Here is a 24,251-nt window from a genome sequence, read left to right as displayed (position 1 = left end):
CCGATGCCGGTGTGCCCCGAATGCGGAACGGCCAACGGGGAGGGGGACGACTTCTGCGGCAACTGCGGCGCCTACCTGGGCTGGTCGCGCAGCGCCGCCGCCACCACCGCGGCGGCGCCGACGGCCGCCGCGCCCGTACCCGCGCAGGCCGCGCCCGCGCCCGAGCAGGCTGCGCGGGAGGCGAAGGCCGAGCCCGCGCCGACGCCCGAGCCGACGTCCGCGCCGAAGCCGGCCGCCGAGCCCGCCGCCACCACCCGGCGCGGTGCCTCGCGGCGGACGGCACGGAGCAGGCCGGCCGCCGAGCCCCGGGCCGCGGAGGCCGCGCCCGCGCCCCACACGCAGCCAGAGCCCGCGCCTGCGCCTGCGCCCGGTTCCTCGCCGGCGGCCGAGGAGGCCGCCGCGCCCGGGCCCACGGCGGAAGCCCCGCGCCCGAGCACGGCTCCCGTCCGGCCGGCTCCCGCGCGCACCCCCGCCTCCGCCGCGCAGCCCGACCCGGTGGCCGTCCAGCCCGCGAAGCCCGTCGCACCCCGCCTGGTCAGCCGGGCGACGGAGGCCGTCGAGACCCAGGACGGCCCGCCCTGCCCCCGCTGCGGCACGCCCAACCTGCCGGAGCGCAGGTTCTGCCGCCGCTGCGCCGCCCCGCTGACCCCCACCGCCGCCGCGGCCGAACTGCCCTGGTGGCGCACCCGTTGGCCGTTCCGACGCCGGGTGCGGATCGGCGGCTCGGGCAACGCGCTGCGCCGCACCATCGCGCTGCTGGCGCTGGCCGCGGTGATCGTGGCCGGGGTCCTGCTCTACCCGGCCGGCACGGTCGCCTTCCAGGACATCCTGGACAAGGTCCGCGGCACCGCGCCGATCACTCCCTCCGCCACCTCGGCGAGCGCCGCCGTCGAGGGCCACCCGGCCACCGCGGCCGACGACGGCCTCAGCAACACCTACTGGGGCGCACCCGCCATCGGGGACTCCGTCACCTTCTCCTTCCGGACGCCGTTCCGGCTGGTCGACCTGATCGTCCACACCGGCGGCTCCGCCGACCCGGAGCGCTTCCGGCAGCAGGCCCGCCCGACCCTGCTCACGCTGGAGGTCACGGACAAGGACGGCGCCGTCCACACCCAGCAGGTCCCGCTCAACGACCAGCCCGGCCCGCAGACCGTGCAGACCGGGATCAGCGACGCCACCCAGGTGAAGCTCACCGTGCGCGAGGCGGCCGGAACGGGCCCCGACCGCACCATCGCCCTCGCGGAGGTGGAGTTCTTCAAGCGCACCTGACCCCGCCGGCCACACCGGAGGAGACGATGGTCTACCGGATCCACTTCACGGCGGAGGACCTGGCCAGGACCCGGCTCGCGGATCCGATGCCGTTCTCCGAACTGCTCGCCGCGGCCAGGGCCCTGCAGGTGCGCAGCCACGCGGCGCGGCTGGACCCGTGGCGGCGCGGGGCCCTGGCCGGGCTGCCCGAGCGGGCCCGTATGGCCCTGTCCCTGATTCCCGCGGGCGGCTGGGTGCCGACCTTCCTGGTGCCCGCGGTGGCAGGAGAGCCGGAGCAGGTGCTGGAGCGCGTACGGGCCACCCCGCGCCGCCTCGTCGAGGCGGAGCTGGCGGCGATCGCCGAGCACCAGCCCCTGCCGGGGTGGGCCCGCCACCTGTCGGGCGACCGGGCGCTGCGCGAGGAGCTCGCCGACAGCCTCGGCCTCCTGTACGGGCACCTGGTCGGCCGCCACTGGCCGCAGGTCGTCGACCGCCATGCCGCGGACCGGTCCGTGCGGGTGCGCCAGTTCCTCGACGGCGGCGTCGAGTCCCTCCTGGCCGGGGCGAGCCCCCGGTGGCTGCACTGGAATCCGCCGGTGCTCGAAGTCCGCGTCCCGGTCGATTACGACCTGCGCCTCCACGGGCAGGGTGTCCTGCTGGGCCCCTCGGTGTTCGCCACCCGGGTGATGGTCAGCGACGACACCCACGGCCAGCCCCTGCCCGTGGTCGCCTACCCGGTCGACGGCGGCGGACCTGCGGGCCGGCCGGTCCCCTCGGAGCCCGACCGGGCGCCGGGCGGATCGACGGTCGCCCTCTGCGCCCTGCTCGGGCGCACCCGGGCCGCCGTCCTGGAAGCGATCGCCGAACACCCCGGCTGCTCGACGAAGGAGCTCGCGGTCCTCGCCGGAACCACCCCGTCCAGCGCCAGCGAACACGCCACCGTGCTGCGGGAGGCCGGGCTGATCGGCACCTCCCGGTACCGCAACGCCGTCCTGCACCGCCCGACCGCCCTCGGCCTCGGCCTGCTCGGTGACGAGCCCGGTCCGTCCGGTTCCGGGCGGAGTCGAGCGGTACGGCCGTGATTCGGGCCGGCCCGAATCACCTGGAGCGGCGGTCCGGTGGCCCCGGAGACTGAGGGCCGGGCGCCGAACCCGCCCGCACCACCGACGTCACGTTCCCCAGGAGGTCTCCCATGCGCTTCGTCCACAAGGCCGGCATCGCCCTCGCGGCCGGCTTCGCCGCCGTCACCACGCTCCTCGCCCCGGTGGCGAACGCCCGGCCGGCGATCGCCGCGGCGCCGGCCGACTGTTACAAGGGCTACATCTGCGGCTATCTGTACAGCAACTACCAGCACCTCATGTTCCGGTTCAGCGACTGCGGCGTCCTCCAGGAGATCCCCGACGGCATGAACAGCGGGGGGTCCTGGTACAACAACCAGTCCACCGGCACCAAGGCGAAGATGTACGACAAGTACAAGAACCTGGTCTACACCACTCCCGGCGCCCCCTACGGCGACCCCAACGCCGACTGGGCGCCGATCTGGTACGTCAAGGCCTGCTGATCCCGGCCCCCGCGCCCGCGGGCCGCGGCCGCGCTATCGCGCCGTGTCGTCGGCGGACCCGGCCCGGGGTGCCGGGGGGAGGGCCGCGCCGGGCTGCGGGAGGTCCGGCTCCGCGCCGGGGAGGCGTTCGGCCGTGTCGGCCCGGACCAGTGCGGTGCGCAGCCGGCGCACGGCGGCTTCGGCGTCGGTGAGTTCGGCCGGGCTCGGCACGACGGTCCCGAAGGACTGGCCCCGGTCGGCGGGCAGCGCCCGCCACCGCAGGACCGGGCTCAGGACGCCGCCGGCCCGGCCGAGGAACCAGGCCAGCCGACCGTGGGTGCGGGCGATGCCGAGGGCGAGGACGGCCAGGGCCTCGCGCAGGTGCTCCAGACGCTCGATGACCGGCATCCGCTCCTGCTCCGCGGCCGGCCCGATCGCCCCGGCGAGGTCGTCGGCGGTCTTGCGGGCCAGCGCGGCGTCCTGCGGGGTGAACTCCCAGAGCCCGCTCCGAAGCTGCCGCTCGGCCTCGGCGGCGAGTTCCCTGGCCTGCTCCCACATCCCCGTGCCGGGGGGCTGGGGTATCTGCTGCGAGGTCATGGTGCCCTCCCGTTCGGACCGGTCCGGATGCCGTACCGGACACCCGGGTCCACGGTCGGCCACCGCGGAGCGTTCCCACAGCTTCGGAAGCGAAATGCCCGGCGCGCGCAGTCGCCGGAACGAAACCCGCCGTGCGGCGCAGGGCCTCCCCGGTCCGGCAGGCGCCCCGGACGGTGGCCGAAGCTCCGAGCCCGCGCTCCCGGCGGGCGGTCCGGGGCCCGGCCGGGTTTCCGTCCCGCGGGCCGGACGCGTAGCGTCGGATCCTGGCGCACACCCGTGAGGCCGCCGACCGCGAACGGATGGTGATGATGGTCGAGTCGTTGTCCTTCGACAGCGCGAGTCTGGAGGCCACCGAGGACTTCCTGTCCACCGCGTACACACCGATGCGCATCGGCGGGCCGGTGGAGGACGCCCGGGCGCGCATCAGCCGGCGGTCGGTCGGTCCGCTGAGCGTCGACCGGCTGTCCTTCGGCTACGACATGGCCTACAACGCCGACAGCCTCGGCCGGGTGTGCCTGGTGAGCCTGCACGCCGGTGCGCTCGCCGACCGGACCAAAGGGCAGGAGGGGACGGTCTTCGGCCCCGGGGAGACCTTCCTGGTCGCCCCTCCCGACGCCCCGTACCAGGGGGAGGTGCGGGCGGCCCGCTACACCATCGTCATGTTCGACCCCGCCCTGCTGGACGCCGTCGCCCCCGCCGGGGCCGACGGCCGGGGCCCGGTGCGCCTGTCCGGCTCCCGCCCCGTCGACCCGGCCGCGAACCGGCAGCTGACCGCCGCGGTCGCCTACGTGCGCGACCACGTGCTCGACAACCCGGCGGCCTGCGAGAGCGCCCTGCTGGTCGCCTCCGCGGCCCAGCACCTGGCGGCGGCGACCCTGGCCGCCCTGCCCCACACCGCCCGGACCGACGGCGCTCCGGCGGACCGGCTCGACGGCGGCCCGGCGGCGCTGCGCCGGGCCGTCGCCTTCATCGAGGCGAACGCCGAACGGGACGTCGCGCTGGCGGACATCGCCGAGGCGGCCTTCGTCACGCCGCGGGCACTGCAGTACGCGTTCCGGCGGCACCTGGACACCACGCCGCTGCGCTACCTGCGCCGGGTGCGGCTGGACGCGGCGCACCGGGAGCTGTCGGCGGCGGGCCCGGGCACCACGACGGTCACCGAGGTCGCGATGCGCTGGGGCTTCGCGCACCCCGGGCACTTCGCCGGGCTGTACCGCGAGGCCTACCGGCGCTCGCCCGGCGACACCCTGCACGGCCGCGGCTGAGCCACGGCTGCCCGGGCGGCCGGCGCCGGGCTCAGCGGTAGAGCGCCACCCGGGGCTCGACCGTGCCCTGGACCGGGGCCGTTCCGACGACGGTGACCCGGTAGCGCTCGGTCAGGGTGTGGTGCCCGTGCAGGACGACCCTGGCCGTGTCGAGCCGGGTGTACAGCGTGCCGCCCTGGGAGGCGAGCGGCAGGGTGCGCCAGTGGCCGTCCGCGGAGAGCACGTCGAGGCGGATGCTCGACGGGTCGAGGAACGGGCCCTTCGCGGGGGACTCGACGAGGATCTGCGGGGCCACCGTCCGGTCCGCCGGGGAGTCGTTGCGGTAGGTGACGGTGACCGTCCGCTGCCCGTGGTCCGACGGCAGGGGGGAGGCGGCCTCGTTCACGAAGCCGACGGGCACGGCGCCGGTCGCGGACGGAGTGCCGGTCGCCGCCCGGGCCGGGGCGGCGAGCAGGGCGGCCGGCACGGCGGCGAGGGCCGCGGCCAGGGCCAGGCCCCGACGGGGGATCTTCCGGGTGCGCATGGCGCCTCCTTCGGTCGACCGCCGGGCACGGGGCGCCGACTGGTCCGGGCAGGTCCGTACGGACCACCCTGCCCCCTCACCCGGAAAGCCGCACGCCGTGGGACGGCACCGGGCGCGGGAGCGGGCCCGCGGCTGGGCCGAACGTGCGACCGCCGGTCCGCCGGGGCCGCCGTAGCCGCCCCCGGCGGGGCGGGGCCCCGTACCGTGGGCGCCACCCCGCCCGGCGGGAACTGTCAGACACGCCCCAGGACGGGAGGGACGCCTTGCGGGCGCGCTCGGTGGAGGAACCGGGGCCGCGGCTGCCGGTGCTGATCCGGTACGGCCACCGCTCCTGGCTGGGGCCGCTGCTGGTGCTGGCGCTGGTGGTGGCCGTGGACGCGGTCACGCCCACGTCGTTCGCGTCGGTCAGCTGGCTGGCGATGGTCCCGGTGGTGGCCGCCGGGCTCTGCGGGCCGGCCGCCACCGCGCTGTTCGCGCTCCTGGCCGTCGCCGCCTACCCGGCCCTGGACAGCATCTGGTCCAAGACCCAGGGGATCGAGGACTTCCTGCTGGTGATCGCGGGAGGCGTCATCTCGGTGCCGATCAGCGTCTTCCGCGCCCGGGCCGCCGCCTACGTCCACCACCTCCGGGGCGCGGCCGAGACCACCCGGCAGGTGGTGCTGCGCCCGGTGCCGCCCGGCTGGGGCGGGGTGGACTCGGCGGCGCGCTACCTGGCCGCGGACGTCGAGGCCCGGGTGGGCGGCGACTTCTACGACGTGCTGGCCACCCCGTTCGGGGCGCGGGTCATCCTCGGCGACGTCCAGGGCAAGGGCCTGCCGGCCGTCTCCGCGGCGGCGGCGCTGGTGGGCTGCTTCCGCGAGGCGGCCTTCCACGAGAGCGACCTGGCCACCGTCGCCTCCTGGCTGGAGGAGCGGCTGCACCGGCAGAACCTGCTGGCCGAGCGGCTGGGCGAGCGGGAGGAACGGTTCGCCACGGCGGTGATCGTCTGGTTCCCGGTCGATGCGCCGGGGGAGGTGGAGGTGGTCAACTTCGGCCACGACAGCCCCCATGTCCTCGGCCCCGCGGGCGTGCGCCGGCTGTCGCCGGGCGACGACGCCCCGATCGGGCTGGCGGAGCTGGCCGGCGGCCTGCCGGAGGTGCGGCGGGTGCACCTGGGCCCGGAGGAGACGGTGCTGATCGTCTCGGACGGGGTGACCGAGGCCCGCGACCGGACGGGCGCGTTCTTCCCGCTGCCTGCCTACCTGGCGCGCCTGACCGCCCACCGCGGGGCGGTGGACCCGGGCCGCCTGGTCGACGAGGTGGCCGCCGCCGTCCTGCGGCACACCGGCGGCCGGCTGACGGACGACACCGCCCTGCTCGCCGTCCGCACGCCCCCGGTGGAGGCGACGGGCGGGGCCGCCCTCAGTCCTCCGCCCGGCTGACCGCGCAGGCCAGGACGCCCGGGATGCGGGCCAGTTCGACGGTGAGGTCGGACAGGCTGCCGCGGCCGTGCACGGTGATGGACACCTCGGCGACCCGCTCGTCGTCGGCGCCGTCCTCCCGGGCCGGCGCGGCCCGCTCGACGGTCGCCAGCTCGGCGACGGAGAACCCTTCGGCCGTGATCCGGGCGAGCAGCAGCCGGAGCAGCCCGCGGCCCTCGGTGTAGCTGACGTGGCAGGTCGCCGGGCGGGCGCCGAGCCTGGGGAGGCGGTGGACGAGGGGCCGCAGCAGGTAGCCGACGAGGAAGTAGGCCACGGTGGCCGCGGTGGCGAGCAGCGGGAGTCCGGCGGCGGCCGCCGCCCCGATCGCGGCGGTCAGCCAGACCGTGGCGGCCGTGGTCAGCCCGCGGATCGAGCCGCGCTGGACGAAGATCACGCCGGCGCCGATGAAGCCCAGTCCGGAGACGATCTGGGCGGCCATCCTGGACGGGTCCACCGTGACCAGGCCGGCCCGGGCGACGTCGGCGAAGCCGTACTTGCTGACCAGCGTGAAGAGCGCCGCGCCGAGGCCGACGACCGTGTACGTGCGCAGTCCGGCGGCCTTCTGCCGGACCTCCCGTTCCAGGCCGATCGCCCCGGCCAGGACCAGGGCGAGGGCGAAGTCGGTGAGGTGCGACCACTCTGGCGAGAAAGGATCGCTGACCGCGTCCGGTGTCATCGACTCCTCCTGTTCGACGGATCTGTTCGACGGCTGTTCGGCGGATCCAAAGCGGCGAAGCGAGACCATTGAGCGTACGTCTCATCAGATGATCGGACTCCTGTTGGGGCAGGACGATCCGAGGAGGCGGGGGTGGTGCGGAAGCGGACCGACGGCGCGTCCGTCCGGCGGGCGCCGACCGGAGCGCAGGTCCGGGCGCGCCGCGGCCGGCGCGATCCGGGCCCTCAGGCCGGGGGGACGGGCCGCAGCCGGTAGGCGTCACCCACGGCGAGGACCCGGCCGGCGGTGGGCGGGGCGAAGTGGGTGCCCAGCAGCAGGGTGTCGGTGCCGGCGAGGGAGGCGAGCAGGGCGCGGCGGGTGGCCTCGGAGCGCCGCGGGTCGACGTCCACGCAGGCGCCGAGGGAGGGGCGGGCGAGCTGCACCGGGTGGTGGAGGCAGTCCCCGGTGATCACCGCCGTGCGGCCCCGGCTGGACAGTTCGACGGCGACGTGCCCCGGGGTGTGGCCGGGGGTCGGGAGCAGGCGCAGGCCCGGGAGGACGTCCAGACCCTCGGCCGGGACGTCGACCAGGTCCAGCAGCCCGGCCCGCTCGACCGGGTGCACCGAGTCGCGGAACAGCTGCGCCCGCGCCTCGTCCATGGCGTACCCGGCCCAGAACTCCCGTTCCGCGCGGGTGGTGAGGTAGCGCGCGCGGGGGAAGGTGGGCACCCACGCGCCGTCCACCGCGCGGGTGTTCCAGCCGACGTGGTCGGCGTGCAGGTGGGTGAGGACCACCAGGTCGACGGAGTCCGGCGGGAAGCCGGCGGCGGCGAGGCGCCGCGGGTAGTCGGTGCGCAGCTCGTGCCAGGCCGGATTGGCGCGCTGCTTGCCGTTGCCGATGCCGGTGTCGACGAGCACCCGCCGCCCGTCCAGCTCGACGGCGAAGCTGTGGCTGTCCAGGCGCAGCACGCCCTCGGCGTCCGCGAAGTCGGGGCGGAGCCAGTCCTGGCCGGCCACCACCGCGGGGGTGGCGTCGGGCAGCAGCCAGCCGCCGGTCGCGGGCGGCAGCGGGATTTCGTCGATGCGGTGGACGGTGAGGTCGCCGACCGTCCAGGAAGGGGTAGGGGTGCTGGGCACGGGGCGGTTCCTCCGCTGCTAAAGCCATTGGTTTGCGTTAAGGCGACGGTAGGCCCTACCGTCGCCTTAACGCAAATATTTGGCGTTTGCGCGGACGGGTCCTTCGAGCCGCCCGCCGCACCACCCACGATCGGGAGCGCACCCATGTCCTCCGCAGAAATCACCCCGCCCGAGGCGGCCGCCCGGGCGGCCCGGGCCGGCCTCGACCTGCCGGCCGAGCGCCACGCCGTGGTGGCGGCCACCGCCCGGCACCTCCAGTCCGTCGTCTCCGTCCTGCGCGAGCTGGACCTCGGGGACGTCCCGCCCGCCGCCGCGTTCCGCGCGGGAGGGGAGCAGCCCGATGCGGCCGTATGAGCTGACCCTCGCCGCCGCCGCGGCGCAGATCCGGGAGCGGCGGCTGTCCCCCGTGGAGCTGGTCGACTCCGTCCTCGGCCGGATCGAGCTGGTGGAGCCGCACCTCGGCGCGTACGTGTGCGTCGCCGCCGAGCAGGCCCGCCAGGCGGCCCGCGAGGCCGAGCGGGAGATCGCCCGGGGCCGGTACCGGGGGCCGCTGCACGGCGTCCCGGTCGGGCTCAAGGACCTGATCGACGTCGCCGGGGAGCCCACCACGGCCAGCTCCCGGGTCCGCGACGGCCACCGCGCGGCCGCCGACAGCACGGTCGCCGCCCGGCTGCGCGCGGCCGGCGCCGTCCTGGCCGGCAAGACCCACACCCACGAGTTCGCCTACGGCCTGACCACCCCGCAGACCGGGAACGCCTGGGACCGCGACCGGGTGGCCGGGGGCTCCAGCGGAGGGTCCGCCGTCGCGGTGGCCGCCGGGGCGGCGACCTTCGCCCTGGGCACCGACACCGGCGGCTCGATCCGGGTGCCCGCCGCGCTGAACGGGGTGGTCGGCCTCAAGCCGACCTACGGCCTGGTGCCCCGCCACGGTGTCACCTCGCTCTCCTGGTCGCTCGACCACGTGGGCCCGATCACCCGCACCGTCGAGGACGCGGCCCTGGTCCTGGCCGCCATCGCCGGGCACGATCCGCGCGATCCCGCTTCGGTGGCCGCCCCCGCCGTCGACTACCGGCCGGAGCGCGAGCCGGACCTGACGGGCGTGCGGGTCGGCGTGCCGAACGCCTACTACGTCGACCGCGTGGACGGCGAGGTGGCCGCCGCCGTCCACCGGGCCGTGGAGCGGCTGGAGGAGCTCGGCGCGCGGCCCGTCGAGGTCGGCATCCCGATGGCCCGCTACCTCGTGCCCACCCTGTGGGGCCTGACGGCGCCGGAGGCCGCCGCCTACCACGCGCGCACCCTGCGTGCCGTCCCCGACCTCTACCAGGCGGACGTCCGGGTGCTGCTGGAGGCCGGCGAGCTGATCGGCGCCGGGGACTACCTGCGCGCCCAGCGCGCCCGGACGCTGATCCGGGACGCGTGGGCGCAGGTGCTGGCGGAGGTCGACGTGATCGCCGCCCCCACGGTGCCGACGGCGGCGGTCCGGACCGGCCAGGAGGAGGTCGCCTGGCCGGACGGCAGCACCGAGAGCGTCGCGGAGGCCTACGTCCGGCTGAGCGCCCCGGCCAACGTCACCGGCCTGCCCGCGCTGTCGGTGCCGGCCGGCCTGGACGCGGCGGGCCTGCCGGTCGGCCTCCAGCTGATCGGGCGGCCCTTCGGGGAGCGGGAGCTGCTGAGGGTGGGCCACGCCTTCGAGCGGACGCGGCCGGCGCGGGCGCTCGCGCCGGTGGTCTGAGGCGCGCGGGGCCCCGCGCGCTCCTGGTCCGGGCGGGTCTTGACGCAAAGGAGTCGCTTTAGGATGGCGGCATGAGTCCTCGGCAGATGGTCCGCCCGGGCGGGCGCAGTGCCCGGGTCCAGGAGGCGGTGCACGGCGCGGTGCGCGAGCTGCTCGCGGAGGTCGGCCGCGAGGCGCTCACCGTGCCGCTGGTCGCCCAGCGGGCCGGCGTCACCCCGTCCACGGTCTACCGCCGCTGGGGGGACCTGGCCGAGCTGCTGTCCGACGTCGCCGTGGAGCGGCTGCGCCCCGACGCCGAGCCGGAGGACCACGGGGGCCTGCGCGCGGACCTCACCGCCTGGGCCGAGCAGTTCCTCGACGAGATGGCCTCCGCCTCCGGCCGCGCCTACGTCCGCGACGCCCTGCTCGGGGACCCGGACGGCGGCAACGCCGGGCGCTGTTCCGCGTACGCCGCCGACCAGCTCGGCCTGGTCCTCGCCCGGGCCCGCGCCCGCGGCGAGGACGCCCCCGGGGTGGAGGCCGCCGTGGACCGGATCGTGGCCCCCCTGATGTACCGGATCCTCTTCCGCCCGGCCGGCCTCGACGCCGACTACGCCCGCCGTCTGGTCGCCGAGCTGCTCGCCGCGCCCGCCGGCGCCTGACGCCGGGCGGGACCGCCGCGCGCTCGCGCCTACGCCTGCTCCGGCGGGGGAGCGAGGAGGATCGGCCACTCCTGCGCGGAGCCGAGGAGCCCGCCGAGCGGGGTGCCGGGCGCTCCGAGGAGGACGACGGCGCCCTCGGCGAGCCGCCCGGCCACGGCCGGGTCGACGGCGGCCACGGCGCGCAGCACGACCACGGCGGAGGGGTCGGCGGCCGAGCGGTCCGCGAAGCGGGCCGGGTCGCTCCCGGCGCCGCGGTGGACGGCGACGGCGACCCTCAGACGGCCGCCGTCGTACGCCTGCCCGGCCCAGCCGTCGGTCCGCACCGGGTACAGCACCTCGTCGCCCTCGTGGCAGTTCGCGCCGAGCCGGGCGACGGCCTGCTCGCCGGGGGAGCCGTCCGGGTCGGCGACCAGGACGGCCACCGGGGTGTCCGGCGCGTCGGGGTCGAGGCCGGAGCGGACGTACAGACGGGCCATCGCGGCGTCTCCGGGTTCCCTGCGGGTCGTCGGCCCCCGCCAGTACACACCGCGCCACCGACGCCGCGGCCGGGGGCCGTCAGCTCCCGCCCATCAGCCGGTACATGCCGATCGAGCCGTGGGCGGCGGTGTCCGCGAAGCCGAACTTCTCGTAGAGGAAGCGGGCCGGGCCGTCGGCGATCAGCGAGACGTATGCGGTGGCGGGCGCCCGGCGCTCCAGCGCCTCGGTGAGGGCGGCCATGATGCGCTTGCCGAGGCCCTGGCCCTGGTGCGCGGGGTGCACGCAGATGTCGGTGATCTGGAACGCGGTGCCGCCGTCGCCGATGATCCGCCCCATGCCGATCGGCTCGCCCCGGTGGTGGAGGACCACGCCGTACCAGGTGTTGGGCAGGGCGACCGCGGCCGCCTCGGGGGCCTTGTCGGAGAGGCCGGCCTCGGTGCGCAGGCGGCGGAAGACCTCGACACCGGGCACGCCGGGACGGATCTCGTAAGGGTCATCAGTCAGGCTCATGGCTTACATGCTACCCGTTCGGCGCCGCCGTCCGGCTCCGGCCGCTCGGGTGAACGCGCGGCGCGACATGCCGGACCGGACGGGGCCCCGCAGGGTCGGAAGCGATGATCGCCGGGTTCTCGGACCACCACCCCGGAGGCGGACATGCGGATTCTGCTCCTCGCCGGAGCGTTCAACAGCCTCGGCCGGCGACTGCACGCCGAACTGCGCGACCGGCGCCACACCGTGGACGTCCAACCGGCCGGTGACGACGAGGAGTTGATCGACACGGTGCGCCGACTGCGGCCCGGCCTGCTGCTCGCGCCGATCCTGGGCACGGCGATCCCGGAGGCTCTCCGGTCGCGGCTCACCTGCCTGGTCGTCCACCCCGGACCGCCGGGCGACCGCGGCCCGTCCTCGCTCGACCGGGCCGTCCAGGAGGGCCGCACCGCATGGGGCGTCACGGTGCTCCAGGCCCAGGCCCAGGCGGAGCCGGACGCCGGGCCGGTCTGGGCCTGGGCGCCCTGCCGGCTGCCCGGGCGCGGCAGGAGCGACCTCTACCGCAACGAGGTCGCCGACGCGGCGGTGGCGGCCGTGCTCCTCGCCGTCGAACGCATCGCCTCCGGCACGTACGCGCCCCGGCCCCAGCACGGCCCCGGCCGGAGCGGCACCGTGCGCACCCGGCCCGCACTGCGCCAGGAGGAGCGCCGGATCGACTGGGCGGCCGACCCCACCGAGGCCGTGCTGCGCAGGCTCCGCGCCGCGGACTCCCGCCCCGGGGTGCTGGACGAGCTGTGCGGCGGCTCGTGGTACCTGCACGGCGGGCACCCCGAACCGGTGCTGCGCGGGCGCCCGGGCGAGCTGCTCGCCACCCGGGCCGGCGCCGTCTGCCGGGCCACCGTCGACGGCGCGGTGTGGATCCCCGAGCTGCGCCGCGCCAACCCCGGCGGCCCGGAGGGCATCAGGCTCCCGGCCGTGACGGCGCTCGGCGGGCTGCTGCCCGCGCTGCCGGCCGTGGCGGCGCCGCTGATGCCCGAGGAGGCGCAGGGGAAGCCGCGCGCCTGGTCGGACATCCACTACCGGGAGCACGGCCCGGTGGGCCACCTGCGCTTCTCCTTCCCCGGCGGGGCGATGTCCACCGACCACTGCCGCCGGCTGCTCGCGGCCTACCGCGCCGCCCTCGCCCGGCCGACCTCGGTGCTGGTGCTCGGCGGGGCCCGGGACTTCTTCTCCAACGGCATCCACCTCAACGTCATCGAGGCCGCGGCCGACCCGGCCGTCGAGTCCTGGGACAACATCACCGCGATGGACGAGCTGGTGGACGCGGTGCTGACCACCACCGACCGGCTCGTGGTCGCCGCCGTCGGCGGCAACGCGGCGGCGGGCGGGGTGATGCTGGCGCTGGCCGCGGACGAGGTGTGGTGCCGGGCCGGCTCCGTCCTCCACCCGCACTACCGGCTGATGGGGCTGTACGGCTCGGAGTACTGGACGTACACCCTGCCGCGCCGGGTCGGCGCGGCGGCGGCCGAGCGGCTGACCCGCCAGGCGCTGCCGGTCTCCGCGGCCACGGCCGAGCGGATCGGCCTGGTGGACCGGGTGCTCGCCTGCGGCCCCGAGGCGTTCGGGCCCGCCGCCGCCCACCTGGCCGGGCTGCTCGCCGCCTCGCCCACCACCCAGCAGCGGATCGCGGCGAAGAAGGCCGCGCGCGAGGCCGACGAGCGGACGAAGCCGCTCGACGCGTACCGGGAGGAGGAGCTCGCGGTGATGCACCGGCAGTTCTTCACACCCGAATCGCCGTACCACGCGCTGCGTTCCGCGTTCGTGCGCGAGCACGCGGTCCCGACGGGCCCCGCGGCGCGGGTGTGACCCGAACGGCCGCGCCGGGCCCGCCTCCCCGGGCGCCGGATCCGGGCGTGCGGAGCGGCGCCCGGCCCGGACCGTTGCTAAGACTGGCACCGAGCGATTCCCTCCGGCCCCGTCCCCGAGGAGGCGCGCGGTGCGCAGCTTCGACCCCTGTCCGCCCCGCGGCGTGCACCCGTGCGCGGGAGGCGGGCACACCGTGCGGACCGGGCAGGCGCCCGTCGGCCTGAGCGGCCTGGGCAGTCTGGGTGGGCTGGGAGGCCTGAGAGGTCTGAGCACGACGGACGCGCTGCCCGAGCGGTTCGAGGCGCCCGGCCGCCCCCCGAGGCCGCGCCGGGCCGGCACCCGGCCGCCGCAGGCCGCGGAGGCCCGATGAGCACCCGCCGGATATCCCGCGGCGGCACCGCCCTGCTGCCCCGGCTGCGCGAACCGGCGCCGCCGCGCCCCGAGCAGTGCGCCTGCTGCGGCCGGGCCCGCCCGGCCGGCCACCGCCACCCGGTGGACGTCGCGGGCCGCGCCCCGGCCTGCGCCGCCTGCGGCCTGCTGGTGCACCGGACCGGCGCGGCCGGCGGCCGCTACCGCACCGTGCCGGACCGCTCCCTCGCCGGCCCGGCGGGCGCCCCGGACGAGCGGGCCCGGGCGGTGCCGGGCCTGCCGGCCGGCACCGCCTTCCCGGTGTGCACCGCCGCGCCGGACCGGCTGCCGGCCTGCTACCCCGGCCCGGCCGGCGGCGCCGCGGCGCGGGCCGAACCCGACGCGCTCCTCGCCCCGTTGGCTGCCCGGGCCTGCCCGCTGCCCGCGGAGGTGACGGCGTGACGGCGCCCGGCTCCGGCTGCACCGGCGTGCGGGCCGACCCGTACGCGGCCGACCCGACCCCGCCGTTCCGGCGGCGGACCACGGCCCCGGCCCGCTGCTCCGACGTGCCGGAGCGCGACGAGGTGCTGCCGCTCTGCTCCGCCGCCGCCTCCGCCGGCCCCGGCGGGTTCCCGGTCAGCCCGGCGGCCGCGACCGCGGAGGCGGCCCGGTGAGCGGCCTCCCGGAGCGGATCGAGCGGGGCTTCGCGGCCGCCCGGCAGATCGCCGACGCGGTGCTGCCGGAGGGCCACGTGCTGCACCCGTACGGCGCCCCGGCGGCCAGGAGCCGGCTGCGCTGGCGGTCCGGCGTCCTGGTGCCGCCCGACTACACCGCGCAGGGCGGCGAGCACTCCCACCAGCGCACCGAGTGCCTGATGGAGGCGCGCGCGGGGGACCTGCTGGCCGTGGAGCTGCGGTTCCTGAGGGTCCAGCGCCGCACCGTCGAGCAGGCCACCGCCGCGGGGTTCGAGTCCGTGGAGCGGCTGGAGCTGGCCGACCGGGCCCTCGCCGAAGGCGAGGAGGGCGTCGCGGAGCGCGTCGACATCGTCGTCCCCGTCGAGGAGCTGGCCGGTGCGGGGGTGCAGCGGCCGTTCCGGCTGCCGGGCGTCGGCGAGACCGGGCTGGTCCACGAGCGCGGGGCGGTCGTCGGCCGGGTGGTGCGGCGGCGCGAACAGGTGGACGGCCTGCTCTGGCTGCGGGCCGAGGAGCCGGCGGGCCCGTACCGGGTGCAGCGGCTGACGGCGGAGGTGGAGAACACCTCCGCCTGGCGGCCGCCCCGGTGGGCCACCCGCGACCAGGCGCTGCCCCGCTCGCTGGTCTCCGCGCACCTGCTGCTCGGCCTGGAGCACGGCCGCTTCCTGTCCGTCACCGACCCGCCCGACTGGGCCCGCCCGGCCGTCGAGCGCTGCCGCAACGAGCGCACCTGGCCGGTGCTGGCCGGGCCGGACGGCGGGAGCGGGGTGGTGCTGTCCGCGCCGATCGCCCTGGAGGACCACCCGCGGACCGCCCCGGAGGGCCTGGGCACCCCGTACGACGCCGCCGGGACCACCCCTCCAGGGGGGTGACCGCGTCGGGCCGGAGGGGGCGGAAGCGCCCCTGGGCCCGGCCGGCCAGGGGGTTCAGTCCCGGAACGACCACTCGTCGAGCACGTCCAGGTTGCGGAACACCGGCGGGCCCTCGCAGAGCGTGGCCGCCCGGGCGGCGAACTCCGTGGTCTCCGGGCGGTCGGAGTTGCGCATCGCGTCCTCGTACGAGGGGAACTCGACGATGTTCAGGTAGACGTCGTCGCCCTCGCGGTCCCGGGACTGCACGGCGCGGAGCGCCAGCCGGTGGCCCGCGTTCCGCTCGACCCAGTCGGCGAGCAGGGCGTTGAACTCGTCGATGCGACGCGTCCGGTACTCGATGATCTGGATGAACCCCACGGGTCCGCCTCCTCGGCTGTGCGCGGCCGGCCCCTGCTTCCAGGGTCCTGCCGACGGCCACGCTCTGCCACCGTGACGGGCTGCGGCTCGGGAGGCGGCCCGGGCGGTGCGGGTGCCGAAGCGGTCGCCGGGCCGGACGGTGCCGTCGCCGAAGGTCCGGTGGGTCGCGAACTCGGGCTCCCCCTCGGCCTGCCAGCCCTCCGGGCCCGCGGACGGGCGGCCATCCCCGCCGGGCCGGGTAGGGGGCCCTCACCCGCAGTCCCGGGCGGCGGCTGGGGGCACGGCGCAGGCGCGCGCGGTGAACGCGCGCAGCAAAGGGGGGGCGTGTGCCCGGGCACACGCCCCCCTTCCGGTCGGCCCCGCGTCAGGGCCGCCGAGCGTCGGCGGGGATCAGCGGACGGTGACGGTGAAGACGGGGGAGGCGGCGTCCCCGCTGACGATGCGCAGCTCGTTCGGGCCCGTGAGCCCGAGCTTCACGCCGAGGGAGTAGGAACCGCCGGCCGTGGTGCGGACGGAGGCGGGCAGGGTGACCCACGCGCCGTGCTGCTTCTGCTGGAGCGTCACCGTGCTGCCGGCCGGGAGGCCGGAGGTCGTGCCGGTGACCCGGAACAGCTGCCAGGCCTGGACGGAGGAGACCGAGGGCTTGGCGGTGATGGCGGCCGCCGTGGCGGCGGGCTGCGGGGCGGACGCGGGGCGGGCGGCGGGAGCGGCCGCGAAGGCGGTGCCCGCCAGCCCGAGGGAGAGCACGCTGAGGGTGGTGACGGCGGCCAGGCGCAGGACGTTCCGCTGGGAGACGATCACGGGTGCACCCCTTTCAGGGGAGTGGTGGTGGTGCCCGGATGCGCGGACCCCGCGATCCGGGCGCTGCCGTTGGTGAGGACACGCCGCAGCGCCGGTCGGTTGCGGACGGATCGTCACCGCCGTGTCGCAGTAGGCGATCACATGGCCTGTCGCCGGCGGGTGCCGGGCGCCGTCATGCCGATTCGCCGCTCGCGGGGCGGAGGTTGGCGGGGCGGAGTGAAGGACCACCGGGGGCGGGCGGTGTCAACCGGTTCCGGCTGATCCGGTGTCACGGTCCTGTCGCTGTCATGTCCTGACGATTGTGACGCTGCGGGTGGCACCGTTCGCGGCCGTCCCGCCGTCCTGTCGGATGTCCGAGCAGTCAGCCCGCAACCGTCACCGGGGAGCCACCGTGTCCGTCCGCCGCCACCGCAGCCCGCTGTTCGCCGCCTCCGTCCTCGCCCTCGGGGCGGGTCTCACGCTGACCGCCTGCGGGCCCGACAACGCCGATCCGGCCATCGCGGGCGCGTCCTCCGCGCCCGCCCCGGCCGCCGCCACACCCGCCGCCCCGGCCGCCACGGCGGGCAGCCCGACCGGCGCCGCCCCGTCGGCGGGCGCGCCGACCACCGGAGGAAGCCCGCGGCCCGCGACGAAGGCGCCCTCCGGCGCGGCCGCCGACGCCGCCGCCCACCCGTGCGACATCCAGAACCTGGCGGTCCAGGCGACGGCCCGCGCCGGGGCCGCCACCCAGTGGGTGATCGAGGTGCGCAACAACGGTGCGAAGGCCTGCAGCCTGAGCGCCACCCCGGGCGTCGACCTGGGCAACTCCACCGCGCAGGACCGGAGCGGGAACATCAAGCCGGTGCTCGCCAGCGGCACCGCGCGCTTCACCGTCCCGGCCGGGCAGGCCGCCTACGCGGTGATCGACCTCGACCCGAGCGGCGCCACCACCGGCACCGCCCCCGGCATCGACGAGATCAACGTGCTGGTCGACCAGGACGGCACCAACATGCCGCTCGCGAACACCCGCAACTTCCCGCTCCCCAGCGGCGCCCGGGTCCTCAACCCGAAGCTGGGCCTCTACCGGGCCGGCGTGGCGGAGGCGGTCGCGTCGATGACCGCCGCCCCCAAGTAGCCCCGGCCGCAGGTCCGTCGGGCAGGCGGCGAAAATCCCGCGCCGCACCGCCCGGGCGGGGGCAGAATCGCCCCATGGTGGAGATGCGGGTGTTCCGGGAGGCGGTCCTCGGGCGGGCGGCCGGGGAGGGCGGCGGACCGGCGGGCGGGCTCGCCGGTGAGCTGGCGGGCCGGCTGGAGGTCCGGACGGCGGTACTGGTCGAAGGGCAGAGCGACCTCGCGGCCGTCGAGGCGCTGGCCGCCCGCCACGGCCGGGACCTGGCCGCCGAGGGGGTCTGCGTCGTCCCGATGGGCGGGGCGATGAACGTCGGCCGCTACGTCGGCCTGCTCGGGCCGCAGGGCCTGGGCCTGCGCCTCGCCGGGCTCTGCGACGAGGGCGAACAGGGCTTCTACCGGCGCGGCCTCGAACGGGCCGGCGCGCCCGGCGAGGGGTTCTTCGTCTGCGCGGCGGACCTGGAGGACGAGCTGGTCCGGGCGCTCGGCGTGCCCCGGGTCGAGGAGGTCGTCCGGGCCGAGGGCGACCTTTCGGCCTGGCGGGTCTTCGGACGCCAGCCCGCCCAGCAGGACCGGACGCCGCACCAGCGGATGCGGCGCTTCCTCGGCACGAAGAAGGGGCGCAAGATCCGCTACGGCCGCCTCCTGGCCGAGGCCCTCGACCTTGACCGGCTCCCCGCGCCCCTGGAGGGCCTCCTGCTGCACCTGTGACGGGCCGGCTCGACACCCCGGCACCGGTCCGTGCCGACGGGACCGCGCCGTCCGCACCCCGCCGTCCTGTACGGAAGGGCCGCGGGAGACCGTCGCCGGGCCCCCGACCTCTGCCCTCGAGGACCGTCCGCCTGCCCTCACGTACCTTCCGCGCGCCCGGGCCGTCGGGTTGAATCGATCATCGTCGACGATCCCAGGAGGGGCGGAGCCCGATGCGTGAGCGGGAGAACGAGAAGGCCACCGGGTTCGAGGCCGGTCGGGAGGCGAGGCGCGCGCCCGCCGAGGCCGGGCGCCCACGGTCCGGACTGCTCGCCCTCCAGGGCACCGTCGGCAACGCGGCGGTCGTCCAGATGCTGCGCCGGGCCGGCCACGGACCGGACGAGGAGGGGCACCGGCACGGGGACGGCTGCGGCCACGGCGGCTTCCGGGCCCCCGCCGTCCAGCGTGCCGCGGCCGCCGCACTCCAGCGCTCCGCCGTCCACGACGCCGTCCACGACGTCGTGCGCAGCCCCGGCCGGCCCCTGGACCAGGCCACCCGTACGGACATGGAGTCCCGCCTCGGCGCCGACTTCTCCGACGTCCGCATCCACACCGGCAGCGCCGCGAACGCCTCCGCCGCCGAGCTCGGTGCGCGTGCCTACACCTCCGGCAACCACGTCGTCATCGGCGCGGGCGGGGGTGACGCGCACACCCTCGCCCACGAGCTCACCCACGTCATCCAGCAGCGCCGGGGACCGGTCAGCGGTACCGACCACGGCAACGGGCTGAAGGTCTCCGACCCCTCCGACCGCTTCGAGCGCGAGGCCGAGGCCAACGCCCGTGCGGTGATGAGCCGTCCGGCCCCCGGGGCGGCCTCCGGCGTGCAGCGTTCAGCCGGCCCGCAGCCTTCGGCAGGCCCCGGGGCCGGGAGGGCGGGTGCGGCACCGGAGCCCGTGCAGCGCACCCTCGCGGCGGGCCTCGCGAAGGGCACGCAGGTCGTCAAGCACACCGACGAGGGGGACGTCGAGGGGCACACGATCCTCGGCTTCTCCTTCGGGTCCTACCTGATCTCCGCGGGCGCGGACGGCAAGAAGCCCCGGGCCTCCCTCAAGGACACGTCGTGGGGGACGGTGGAGGGGCGGGAGGCGTCCCGCGCGGAGTACGAGGCGGCCCGCGCCGCGGAGTCGGACCCGGCGGTCCTCGCGGCCAAGCAGAAGCAGAAGGACCTCGACCTCGGCGAGAACTACCTCAGTGCCGACTACCGCCGGATCAACCCGCTCCTCGCGGCCCTCGTCCAGGTCGGCTTCGCCCCCGGCGAGATCGCCGCCCCCGGCTTCTCCTACGCGTCCAAGGAGCGCGAGGTGCTCGACGTGTGGCGCAGCGTCGCCATCGCGCGGGGGTACGCGGACGAGCAGACCACGCAGGCGTGGGACGGGAAGCACCTCGCGGACACCTTCGAGATCTTCGCCCGGATCAACGGTGTGTGGGACGACTTCGCGACGCCCGGCGCGAACAAGGACGGCAAGGTGGTGCGGGGCGACAGCAGGCACATGTACGCCTCGTTCGGCGGCATCCTCAAGCAGCAGGAGAACCACCCGGACGGCGGCTACGTCTCGGTCGACCAGACCATCGAGTGGCCGGCGATCCTGTCGACCACGTACGGCGATCCGTTGACCCACACGTACGTGGCGGGCAAGGAGATCGTCTGGGAGTTCAGCCTCCCGAAGGACCACCGGGGAAGGTCGCTGGGCAGGAACAACCAGTCCGAGCAGGAGATGACCTTCCCCATCGGCACGAAGATCCGCATCCGCAAGGTCCTCGTGCGCAGCGGCGACTTCCGGCAGGAGCAGTCGGCGAAGTACGGCGAGAGCGCGGCCGTGATCGTTTTCGCCGACATCCTGGCGGGCGGGGGAGCGGCGGGAGGGGACGCCTGACGCGACGCCCGGCGGTGCTGCGCTGCCCCGCGGTGCCCGGGTACCCGTCACCACCGTCGGCCGTGACGTGCGACGGTCGTACCGTATGCTGCCCATCCGGTGCCGCCCGGAGCGCCGACCACCCCGAGGAGCCCGCCATGACCGACAGGACCGCGCTCGTCACCGGCGCCGGCCGGAGCCTCGGGCTCGGAATCGCCACCGCCCGGGCCCTGGCCGAGGAGGGCCACCACGTCATCGTCACGGCCCGCCACGGCGGCCAGGCCGAGGAGCAGGCGGCCGCGCTCCGCGCGGAGGGCCACAGCGCCGAGGGCCTTCGGCTGGACCTCGCCGACACCGACGACTTCGCGCGCATCGCCGACCACGTCAGGCGCGAGCACGGGCGCCTCGACGTCCTCGTCAACAACGCCAGCTGCATGCCCGACTTCGACACCCCGTCCATGCTCGACGCCGACATCGCCTACGTCCGCACCGCCCTGGACGTCAACCTCGTGGGGGTGTGGGCCCTCGTCCAGGCCATGGCCCCGCTGCTCCGGGCGGCGCCGGCGGCCCGGGTGGTGAACATCTCCAGCGGGGCGTACCGGCAGATCGCGGCCGGGGCCGACCTCCCGCGGCAGGTGGGCGCCCCGGCGTACTCGTTCTCCAAGTACGCCCTCAACGCCCTCACCGCGAGCCTGGCGGCGACGTTCCGCGGCACGAACGTCCTGGTGAACGCCGTCGACCCGGGGAGGGTCGCCACCCACCCCGAGCTCGGGCCCGACGAGGAGGACCGGCCCGCCTCGGAGAGCGCCGTGTGGATCGTCCGGGCGGCGACCCTGCCGGCCGACGGGCCCAGCGGCGGGGTCTTCCACGACGGCGAGCGCGTCGCCTGACGGGCCGTCGGCCGCGAACGGCCCGTCGCCTTCGCCGGCCCGGGAACCGCGGGTGGAAACCCGTTGGACCCGGTCGCCCCTGCGAGGGGATCCTGTGGGCATGGAATTCTTCGTCCACCACCGCGATCGGCCCGGCTCCGAGGGGCTGCGCCGGGAACTGCTGGAGGAGCACTGGTCCTACATGGACCGGTACGCGGGGGAGATGATCGCCCGGGGCCCGACCCTCACCGAGGACGGCGGCGTCCCGACGGGCAGCGTGCACATCCTCGACCTGCCCGACGCCGCCGCCGCCCGCGCGTTCGCCTTCGACGAGCCCGGCTACCAGGCCGGCGTCTACCGGGACGTGCTGCTGCGGCGGTGGCGCAACCTGCTGGGCCGCACCATGTGGGACTTCCCCGGCGGCGAGAGCGGCGGCAACCGCTACCTGGTGCTCGGCCTCGGCCCGGCGCAGGACGCCGGCCCGGCCCCCGCCGCGGTGGCCGACCGGGAGGAGCTGATCGCCTACGGGCCGCTGCTGTCCGACGACGGCGCCACCCGGCTCGGTGCGGCGGCGCTGGTCCGGGCGTCGGACCGGGAGGCGGCACGCGCCGTCCTGGGCCCGGCCGGGTACGCCGCCGTCGAGGTGCACCGGTGGCAGTTCGGCGGTCGGCCGGCATGACGAGGCGGCGCCGGGCCGGAGTCGACACCGAGGTCCTGCGGACCGCTCGGCACCGCCCCCGTGTCCCACCCGGACCCCCACGCGCGCCGGCGGGAGGACAACTGCCCGGCGGCGGGCACCTGTTGTCCCCGGAGGAGGTCGACGCCCTCCCGGCCCGGTGGTCGTCCTGCTGGACGCCGGACGAGGTCGCGCGGCGCCTGGCCGGGATCGGCACGCCGTGGTACGTGGCCGCGGGCTGGGCACTGGACCTGTTCCGGGGCGGGCCGACGCGTGCGCACGGGGACCTGGAGATCGCCGTCCCGGCCGCGGGCTTCCCCGAGGTCCGCGAGCGCTTCCCCGAGTACGTCTTCGACGCGGCCGGCAGCGGCCGGAGCTGGCAGGACGCCGCCCCCGAGGTGCTGGCCGCCGTCCACCAGACCTGGCTGCGCGACCCGGCCACCGGCGCCTACCTGCTCGACGTGTTCCGCGAACCGCACGACGGCGACACCTGGATCTGCCGCCGGGACGAGCGGATCCGGCTCCCGTACGCCGAGATCATCCACCGCACCCGGGACGGCATCCCGTACCTGGTGCCCGAGCTGGTCCTGCTGTTCAAGGCCAAGCAGCCCCGCCCCAAGGACCAGGCGGACTTCGAGGCGACCGTCCCGCACCTGGCCCCGCCCCGGCGAGCGGCCCTCGCCGGACTGCTCGCCCGCGTCCACCCGGGGCACGCCTGGCTCGCGGCCCTGTAGCGCCGCAGGGCCGGGTGACGGCCTTCGATGATGGCGCTGTTCGGATGCTGCGTTCAAGCGGCCGCCGGTCACCCGACGGGGTGGAGACGTTCGGGATGCGCGGCTGCTGCGGGGGAGCACGGGAGGGCCCTGACGGGGTGTTCTTCCAGGACTCCTTCCCGGTGCACTGCGTCGTCGGCACCGAGGGTGGCGAGTTCCACCCCGGGTTCGCCCCCACGGCCGCGCGGACGGTGGACGAGGTGTTCTACAAGGGCGCGCACTCCGCCTCCAAGAGCGGCTTCGAGGGCGTCACCGCGGACGGCACCGCCCTCGCGGACTGGCTGCGCGCCCGGGAGGCCACCGAGCTGGACGTGGTCGGCATCGCCACCGACCACTGCGTGAAGGCCACCGCGCTCGACGGGGTGCGGGCCGGCTTCGCCGTCCGGGTGCTGGTCGACTACACGGCCGGTGTCGCCCCCGGCACCACGGACCGCGCCGTCATCGAACTGGGTGACGCGGACGTCGAGTCGACGGGCACGCCGGTCGTCGTCGGCTGACCGCGGGGAGGGCCGGGGCGAGGCGCGGGCGCGTCCGCCCCCGCACGGGCGGGCGTCCACCGATGGGGCCGACGCGCCCTCGACCGGGTGAGTTGCGACACCGCGCGGCCGGTGGGCGGCCAGGCTGACTGGCATGATCGACTTCCGCATCCGCACGGCCGCCGGTGCCGTCGCCCTCGCCTGCTCCGTCGCGCTCGCCCCCGGCGACCCGGCCGCCGCCTCGGCCGGGACAACCGTCGGGACAGCGGCCGGGACAACCGCCGGGACGACCGGCGCCGCCCCGTTCCGCTGCCTCGACCCCAGCGGGCAAGGGCTCTGGAGCGGCCCCCAGTGCGACGGCGTCATCGTCCGCGAACTCGGCACCGGCGCCGTCGCCATCGTCCTGGACGGGCGCCGGATCGACTTCGCCGACGAGGCCGAACTGCGCGCCGACGACTGTGCCGCCCGCCCCTCCGTCACCCTTCCCGCCACCTCCTTCGAGAGCATCCCGGCGGGCCCGGACCCGCTGTACGCCGCCGTGGACCGCCGGGTGGACGTACCGCGCATCACCCCCGCGCCGCACTGGCGCAAGGACTGCCGCCCGGTCTACCGCTCGGACGGCCGCGACCCGTCCGTCATCTTCGAACAGGGCTTCGCCCCGAAGGACACCGTCGGCGGGCAGTACGACATCACCAGCTACGTCCTGCAGAACCAGCCCTCGCCGTACGTGAGCACCACCTACGACCCCGAGCTGTACAAGAAGTGGAAGAAGGTGCCCTGGGACTACTTCATCGACGCCCCGGGCGGCATCGAGGTCAACGCGACCATCGGGGACCAGCACCAGTACGCCGACCAGGTGGAGGTCGCGTTCCCCGGCGGGGTGGACCGGCACTTCATCCGCCGGGCCTGCCCGGTCGACCGGGCCACCGCCTCGCTGGTCGAGTCCGGCTGCGTGGACAACCCGAACTACCGGCCCTGGCTGCACTGAGCGCGCCCCCCGCGACGGCGAGCCGGGCCGCACCGCCCGGCTCGCCGTCCGGCCGTCACC

At 76.6% G+C, this 24,251-nt stretch carries 28 protein-coding genes and 2 pseudogenes; 21 read left to right on the top strand and 9 right to left on the bottom strand.

Going from position 1 to position 24,251, the window contains the following annotated elements; all coding sequences use genetic code 11:
• Positions 1-3 precede the first annotated feature (3 nt).
• Positions 4-69, top strand: a pseudogene (locus ACH5AR_RS10025) (zinc-ribbon domain-containing protein); the annotation flags it as partial.
• A gap of 2 nt (positions 70-71) precedes the next feature.
• Here the strand turns inward: ACH5AR_RS10025 and ACH5AR_RS10020 are convergent.
• On the bottom strand, positions 72-338 hold the full coding sequence (locus tag ACH5AR_RS10020; protein WP_396301047.1) for a hypothetical protein: 267 nt from the start codon (positions 336-338) through the stop codon (positions 72-74).
• A gap of 157 nt (positions 339-495) precedes the next feature.
• Between ACH5AR_RS10020 and ACH5AR_RS10015 the strand changes: the two genes are divergently transcribed.
• The 3 genes from ACH5AR_RS10015 to ACH5AR_RS10005 all read left to right on the top strand — a co-directional run bounded on the left by ACH5AR_RS10015 (position 496) and on the right by ACH5AR_RS10005 (position 2,809).
• Positions 496-1,269, top strand: a complete 774-nt coding sequence (locus tag ACH5AR_RS10015) for a zinc ribbon domain-containing protein (protein WP_396301041.1) — start codon at positions 496-498, stop codon at positions 1,267-1,269.
• 26 nt (positions 1,270-1,295) lie between these two features.
• Positions 1,296-2,330 carry an ArsR/SmtB family transcription factor gene (locus ACH5AR_RS10010; RefSeq protein WP_396300885.1) on the top strand — a complete coding sequence of 345 codons (1,035 nt, stop codon included), beginning with the start codon at positions 1,296-1,298 and terminating at the stop codon, positions 2,328-2,330.
• A 110-nt stretch (positions 2,331-2,440) separates the two neighbouring features.
• Entirely contained in the window at positions 2,441-2,809 is a 369-nt protein-coding gene (locus ACH5AR_RS10005) for a hypothetical protein (RefSeq protein ID WP_396300884.1), read from the top strand.
• 33 nt (positions 2,810-2,842) lie between these two features.
• On the opposite strand, the gene ACH5AR_RS10000 is transcribed toward ACH5AR_RS10005, so the two are convergent.
• Positions 2,843-3,385: a hypothetical protein gene (locus ACH5AR_RS10000; protein WP_396300883.1), complete on the bottom strand. Its 543-nt coding sequence runs from the start codon at positions 3,383-3,385 to the stop codon at positions 2,843-2,845.
• Positions 3,386-3,693: 308 nt separating this feature from the next.
• Between ACH5AR_RS10000 and ACH5AR_RS09995 the strand changes: the two genes are divergently transcribed.
• Positions 3,694-4,650, top strand: a complete 957-nt coding sequence (locus ACH5AR_RS09995) for a helix-turn-helix transcriptional regulator (RefSeq protein ID WP_396300882.1) — start codon at positions 3,694-3,696, stop codon at positions 4,648-4,650.
• 31 nt (positions 4,651-4,681) lie between these two features.
• On the opposite strand, the gene ACH5AR_RS09990 is transcribed toward ACH5AR_RS09995, so the two are convergent.
• A complete protein-coding gene (locus ACH5AR_RS09990; RefSeq protein WP_396300881.1) occupies positions 4,682-5,173 on the bottom strand; it encodes a signal peptide protein in 492 nt (163 codons plus the stop codon).
• 263 nt (positions 5,174-5,436) lie between these two features.
• Here ACH5AR_RS09990 and ACH5AR_RS09985 point away from each other — a divergent pair, with 263 nt between their 5' ends.
• Complete coding sequence (locus tag ACH5AR_RS09985; RefSeq protein ID WP_396300880.1) at positions 5,437-6,594, top strand: PP2C family protein-serine/threonine phosphatase; 1,158 nt, start codon at positions 5,437-5,439, stop codon at positions 6,592-6,594.
• Here the strand turns inward: ACH5AR_RS09985 and ACH5AR_RS09980 are convergent.
• Positions 6,575-7,309 carry an MgtC/SapB family protein gene (locus ACH5AR_RS09980; protein ID WP_396300879.1) on the bottom strand — a complete coding sequence of 245 codons (735 nt, stop codon included), beginning with the start codon at positions 7,307-7,309 and terminating at the stop codon, positions 6,575-6,577. The two genes, ACH5AR_RS09985 and ACH5AR_RS09980, sit on opposite strands and share 20 nt — an antisense overlap.
• Before the next feature lie 224 nt (positions 7,310-7,533).
• Complete coding sequence (locus ACH5AR_RS09975; RefSeq protein WP_396300878.1) at positions 7,534-8,424, bottom strand: MBL fold metallo-hydrolase; 891 nt, start codon at positions 8,422-8,424, stop codon at positions 7,534-7,536.
• A 144-nt stretch (positions 8,425-8,568) separates the two neighbouring features.
• Between ACH5AR_RS09975 and ACH5AR_RS09970 the strand changes: the two genes are divergently transcribed.
• The 3 genes from ACH5AR_RS09970 (at position 8,569) to ACH5AR_RS09960 (ending at position 10,797) form a co-directional block, all read left to right on the top strand.
• Positions 8,569-8,778, top strand: coding sequence for a hypothetical protein (locus tag ACH5AR_RS09970; RefSeq protein ID WP_396300877.1), 210 nt, complete (start codon positions 8,569-8,571; stop codon positions 8,776-8,778).
• On the top strand, positions 8,765-10,156 hold the full coding sequence (locus ACH5AR_RS09965) for an amidase (RefSeq protein ID WP_396300876.1): 1,392 nt from the start codon (positions 8,765-8,767) through the stop codon (positions 10,154-10,156). The genes ACH5AR_RS09970 and ACH5AR_RS09965 overlap by 14 nt, the downstream gene beginning before the upstream one ends.
• Before the next feature lie 71 nt (positions 10,157-10,227).
• Entirely contained in the window at positions 10,228-10,797 is a 570-nt protein-coding gene (locus tag ACH5AR_RS09960; protein ID WP_396300875.1) for a TetR/AcrR family transcriptional regulator, read from the top strand.
• A gap of 29 nt (positions 10,798-10,826) precedes the next feature.
• Here ACH5AR_RS09960 and ACH5AR_RS09955 read toward each other — a convergent pair whose 3' ends face one another.
• Together ACH5AR_RS09955 and ACH5AR_RS09950 are read right to left on the bottom strand one after the other, a co-directional pair.
• A complete protein-coding gene (locus ACH5AR_RS09955; protein WP_396300874.1) occupies positions 10,827-11,273 on the bottom strand; it encodes a hypothetical protein in 447 nt (148 codons plus the stop codon).
• A 79-nt stretch (positions 11,274-11,352) separates the two neighbouring features.
• Positions 11,353-11,784, bottom strand: a complete 432-nt coding sequence (locus tag ACH5AR_RS09950) for a GNAT family N-acetyltransferase (RefSeq protein WP_396300873.1) — start codon at positions 11,782-11,784, stop codon at positions 11,353-11,355.
• Positions 11,785-11,928: 144 nt separating this feature from the next.
• On the opposite strand from ACH5AR_RS09950, the gene ACH5AR_RS09945 reads away from it, so the two are divergent.
• The 4 genes from ACH5AR_RS09945 (at position 11,929) to ACH5AR_RS09930 (ending at position 15,541) form a co-directional block, all read left to right on the top strand.
• The gene (locus ACH5AR_RS09945) at positions 11,929-13,629 is read left to right on the top strand and encodes an enoyl-CoA hydratase-related protein (protein ID WP_396300872.1); all 1,701 of its coding nucleotides are present in this window, start codon (positions 11,929-11,931) and stop codon (positions 13,627-13,629) included.
• 366 nt (positions 13,630-13,995) lie between these two features.
• Positions 13,996-14,439 carry a DUF5947 family protein gene (locus ACH5AR_RS09940; RefSeq protein WP_396300871.1) on the top strand — a complete coding sequence of 148 codons (444 nt, stop codon included), beginning with the start codon at positions 13,996-13,998 and terminating at the stop codon, positions 14,437-14,439.
• Entirely contained in the window at positions 14,436-14,651 is a 216-nt protein-coding gene (locus ACH5AR_RS09935; RefSeq protein WP_396300870.1) for a hypothetical protein, read from the top strand. Before ACH5AR_RS09940 ends, ACH5AR_RS09935 begins: the two co-directional genes overlap by 4 nt.
• Positions 14,648-15,541: a hypothetical protein gene (locus ACH5AR_RS09930; RefSeq protein ID WP_396300869.1), complete on the top strand. Its 894-nt coding sequence runs from the start codon at positions 14,648-14,650 to the stop codon at positions 15,539-15,541. Before ACH5AR_RS09935 ends, ACH5AR_RS09930 begins: the two co-directional genes overlap by 4 nt.
• A gap of 54 nt (positions 15,542-15,595) precedes the next feature.
• On the opposite strand, the gene ACH5AR_RS09925 is transcribed toward ACH5AR_RS09930, so the two are convergent.
• Positions 15,596-15,898 carry a hypothetical protein gene (locus ACH5AR_RS09925; RefSeq protein ID WP_396300868.1) on the bottom strand — a complete coding sequence of 101 codons (303 nt, stop codon included), beginning with the start codon at positions 15,896-15,898 and terminating at the stop codon, positions 15,596-15,598.
• A 390-nt stretch (positions 15,899-16,288) separates the two neighbouring features.
• Entirely contained in the window at positions 16,289-16,699 is a 411-nt protein-coding gene (locus ACH5AR_RS09920; protein ID WP_396300867.1) for a hypothetical protein, read from the bottom strand.
• Between the two features lie 391 nt (positions 16,700-17,090).
• Between ACH5AR_RS09920 and ACH5AR_RS09915 the strand changes: the two genes are divergently transcribed.
• The 8 genes and pseudogenes from ACH5AR_RS09915 to ACH5AR_RS09880 all read left to right on the top strand — a co-directional run bounded on the left by ACH5AR_RS09915 (position 17,091) and on the right by ACH5AR_RS09880 (position 24,191).
• Entirely contained in the window at positions 17,091-17,813 is a 723-nt protein-coding gene (locus ACH5AR_RS09915) for a DUF4232 domain-containing protein (protein WP_396300866.1), read from the top strand.
• A gap of 74 nt (positions 17,814-17,887) precedes the next feature.
• A complete protein-coding gene (locus tag ACH5AR_RS09910; protein ID WP_396300865.1) occupies positions 17,888-18,517 on the top strand; it encodes a TOPRIM nucleotidyl transferase/hydrolase domain-containing protein in 630 nt (209 codons plus the stop codon).
• A 212-nt stretch (positions 18,518-18,729) separates the two neighbouring features.
• Positions 18,730-20,430 carry a DUF4157 domain-containing protein gene (locus ACH5AR_RS09905; RefSeq protein WP_396300864.1) on the top strand — a complete coding sequence of 567 codons (1,701 nt, stop codon included), beginning with the start codon at positions 18,730-18,732 and terminating at the stop codon, positions 20,428-20,430.
• A gap of 137 nt (positions 20,431-20,567) precedes the next feature.
• Positions 20,568-21,299, top strand: a complete 732-nt coding sequence (locus tag ACH5AR_RS09900; RefSeq protein ID WP_396300863.1) for an SDR family NAD(P)-dependent oxidoreductase — start codon at positions 20,568-20,570, stop codon at positions 21,297-21,299.
• A 100-nt stretch (positions 21,300-21,399) separates the two neighbouring features.
• Positions 21,400-21,957, top strand: coding sequence for a YciI family protein (locus tag ACH5AR_RS09895; protein WP_396300862.1), 558 nt, complete (start codon positions 21,400-21,402; stop codon positions 21,955-21,957).
• Positions 21,958-22,079: 122 nt separating this feature from the next.
• Entirely contained in the window at positions 22,080-22,688 is a 609-nt protein-coding gene (locus ACH5AR_RS09890; RefSeq protein WP_396300861.1) for a nucleotidyltransferase domain-containing protein, read from the top strand.
• 143 nt (positions 22,689-22,831) lie between these two features.
• Positions 22,832-23,224, top strand: a pseudogene (locus ACH5AR_RS09885) (isochorismatase family protein); the annotation flags it as partial.
• A 133-nt stretch (positions 23,225-23,357) separates the two neighbouring features.
• Positions 23,358-24,191 carry an ADP-ribosyltransferase gene (locus ACH5AR_RS09880; protein ID WP_396300860.1) on the top strand — a complete coding sequence of 278 codons (834 nt, stop codon included), beginning with the start codon at positions 23,358-23,360 and terminating at the stop codon, positions 24,189-24,191.
• The last annotated feature ends 60 nt before the right edge of the window (positions 24,192-24,251 follow it).

It is taken from the genome of Kitasatospora sp. NPDC018619 (assembly GCF_044391605.1).
In the GTDB taxonomy this organism is placed as follows: Bacteria; Actinomycetota; Actinomycetes; order Streptomycetales; family Streptomycetaceae; genus Kitasatospora.
Note: the sequence above shows the minus strand (reverse complement) of the source record. Positions and strands in the feature narration are given on the sequence as shown.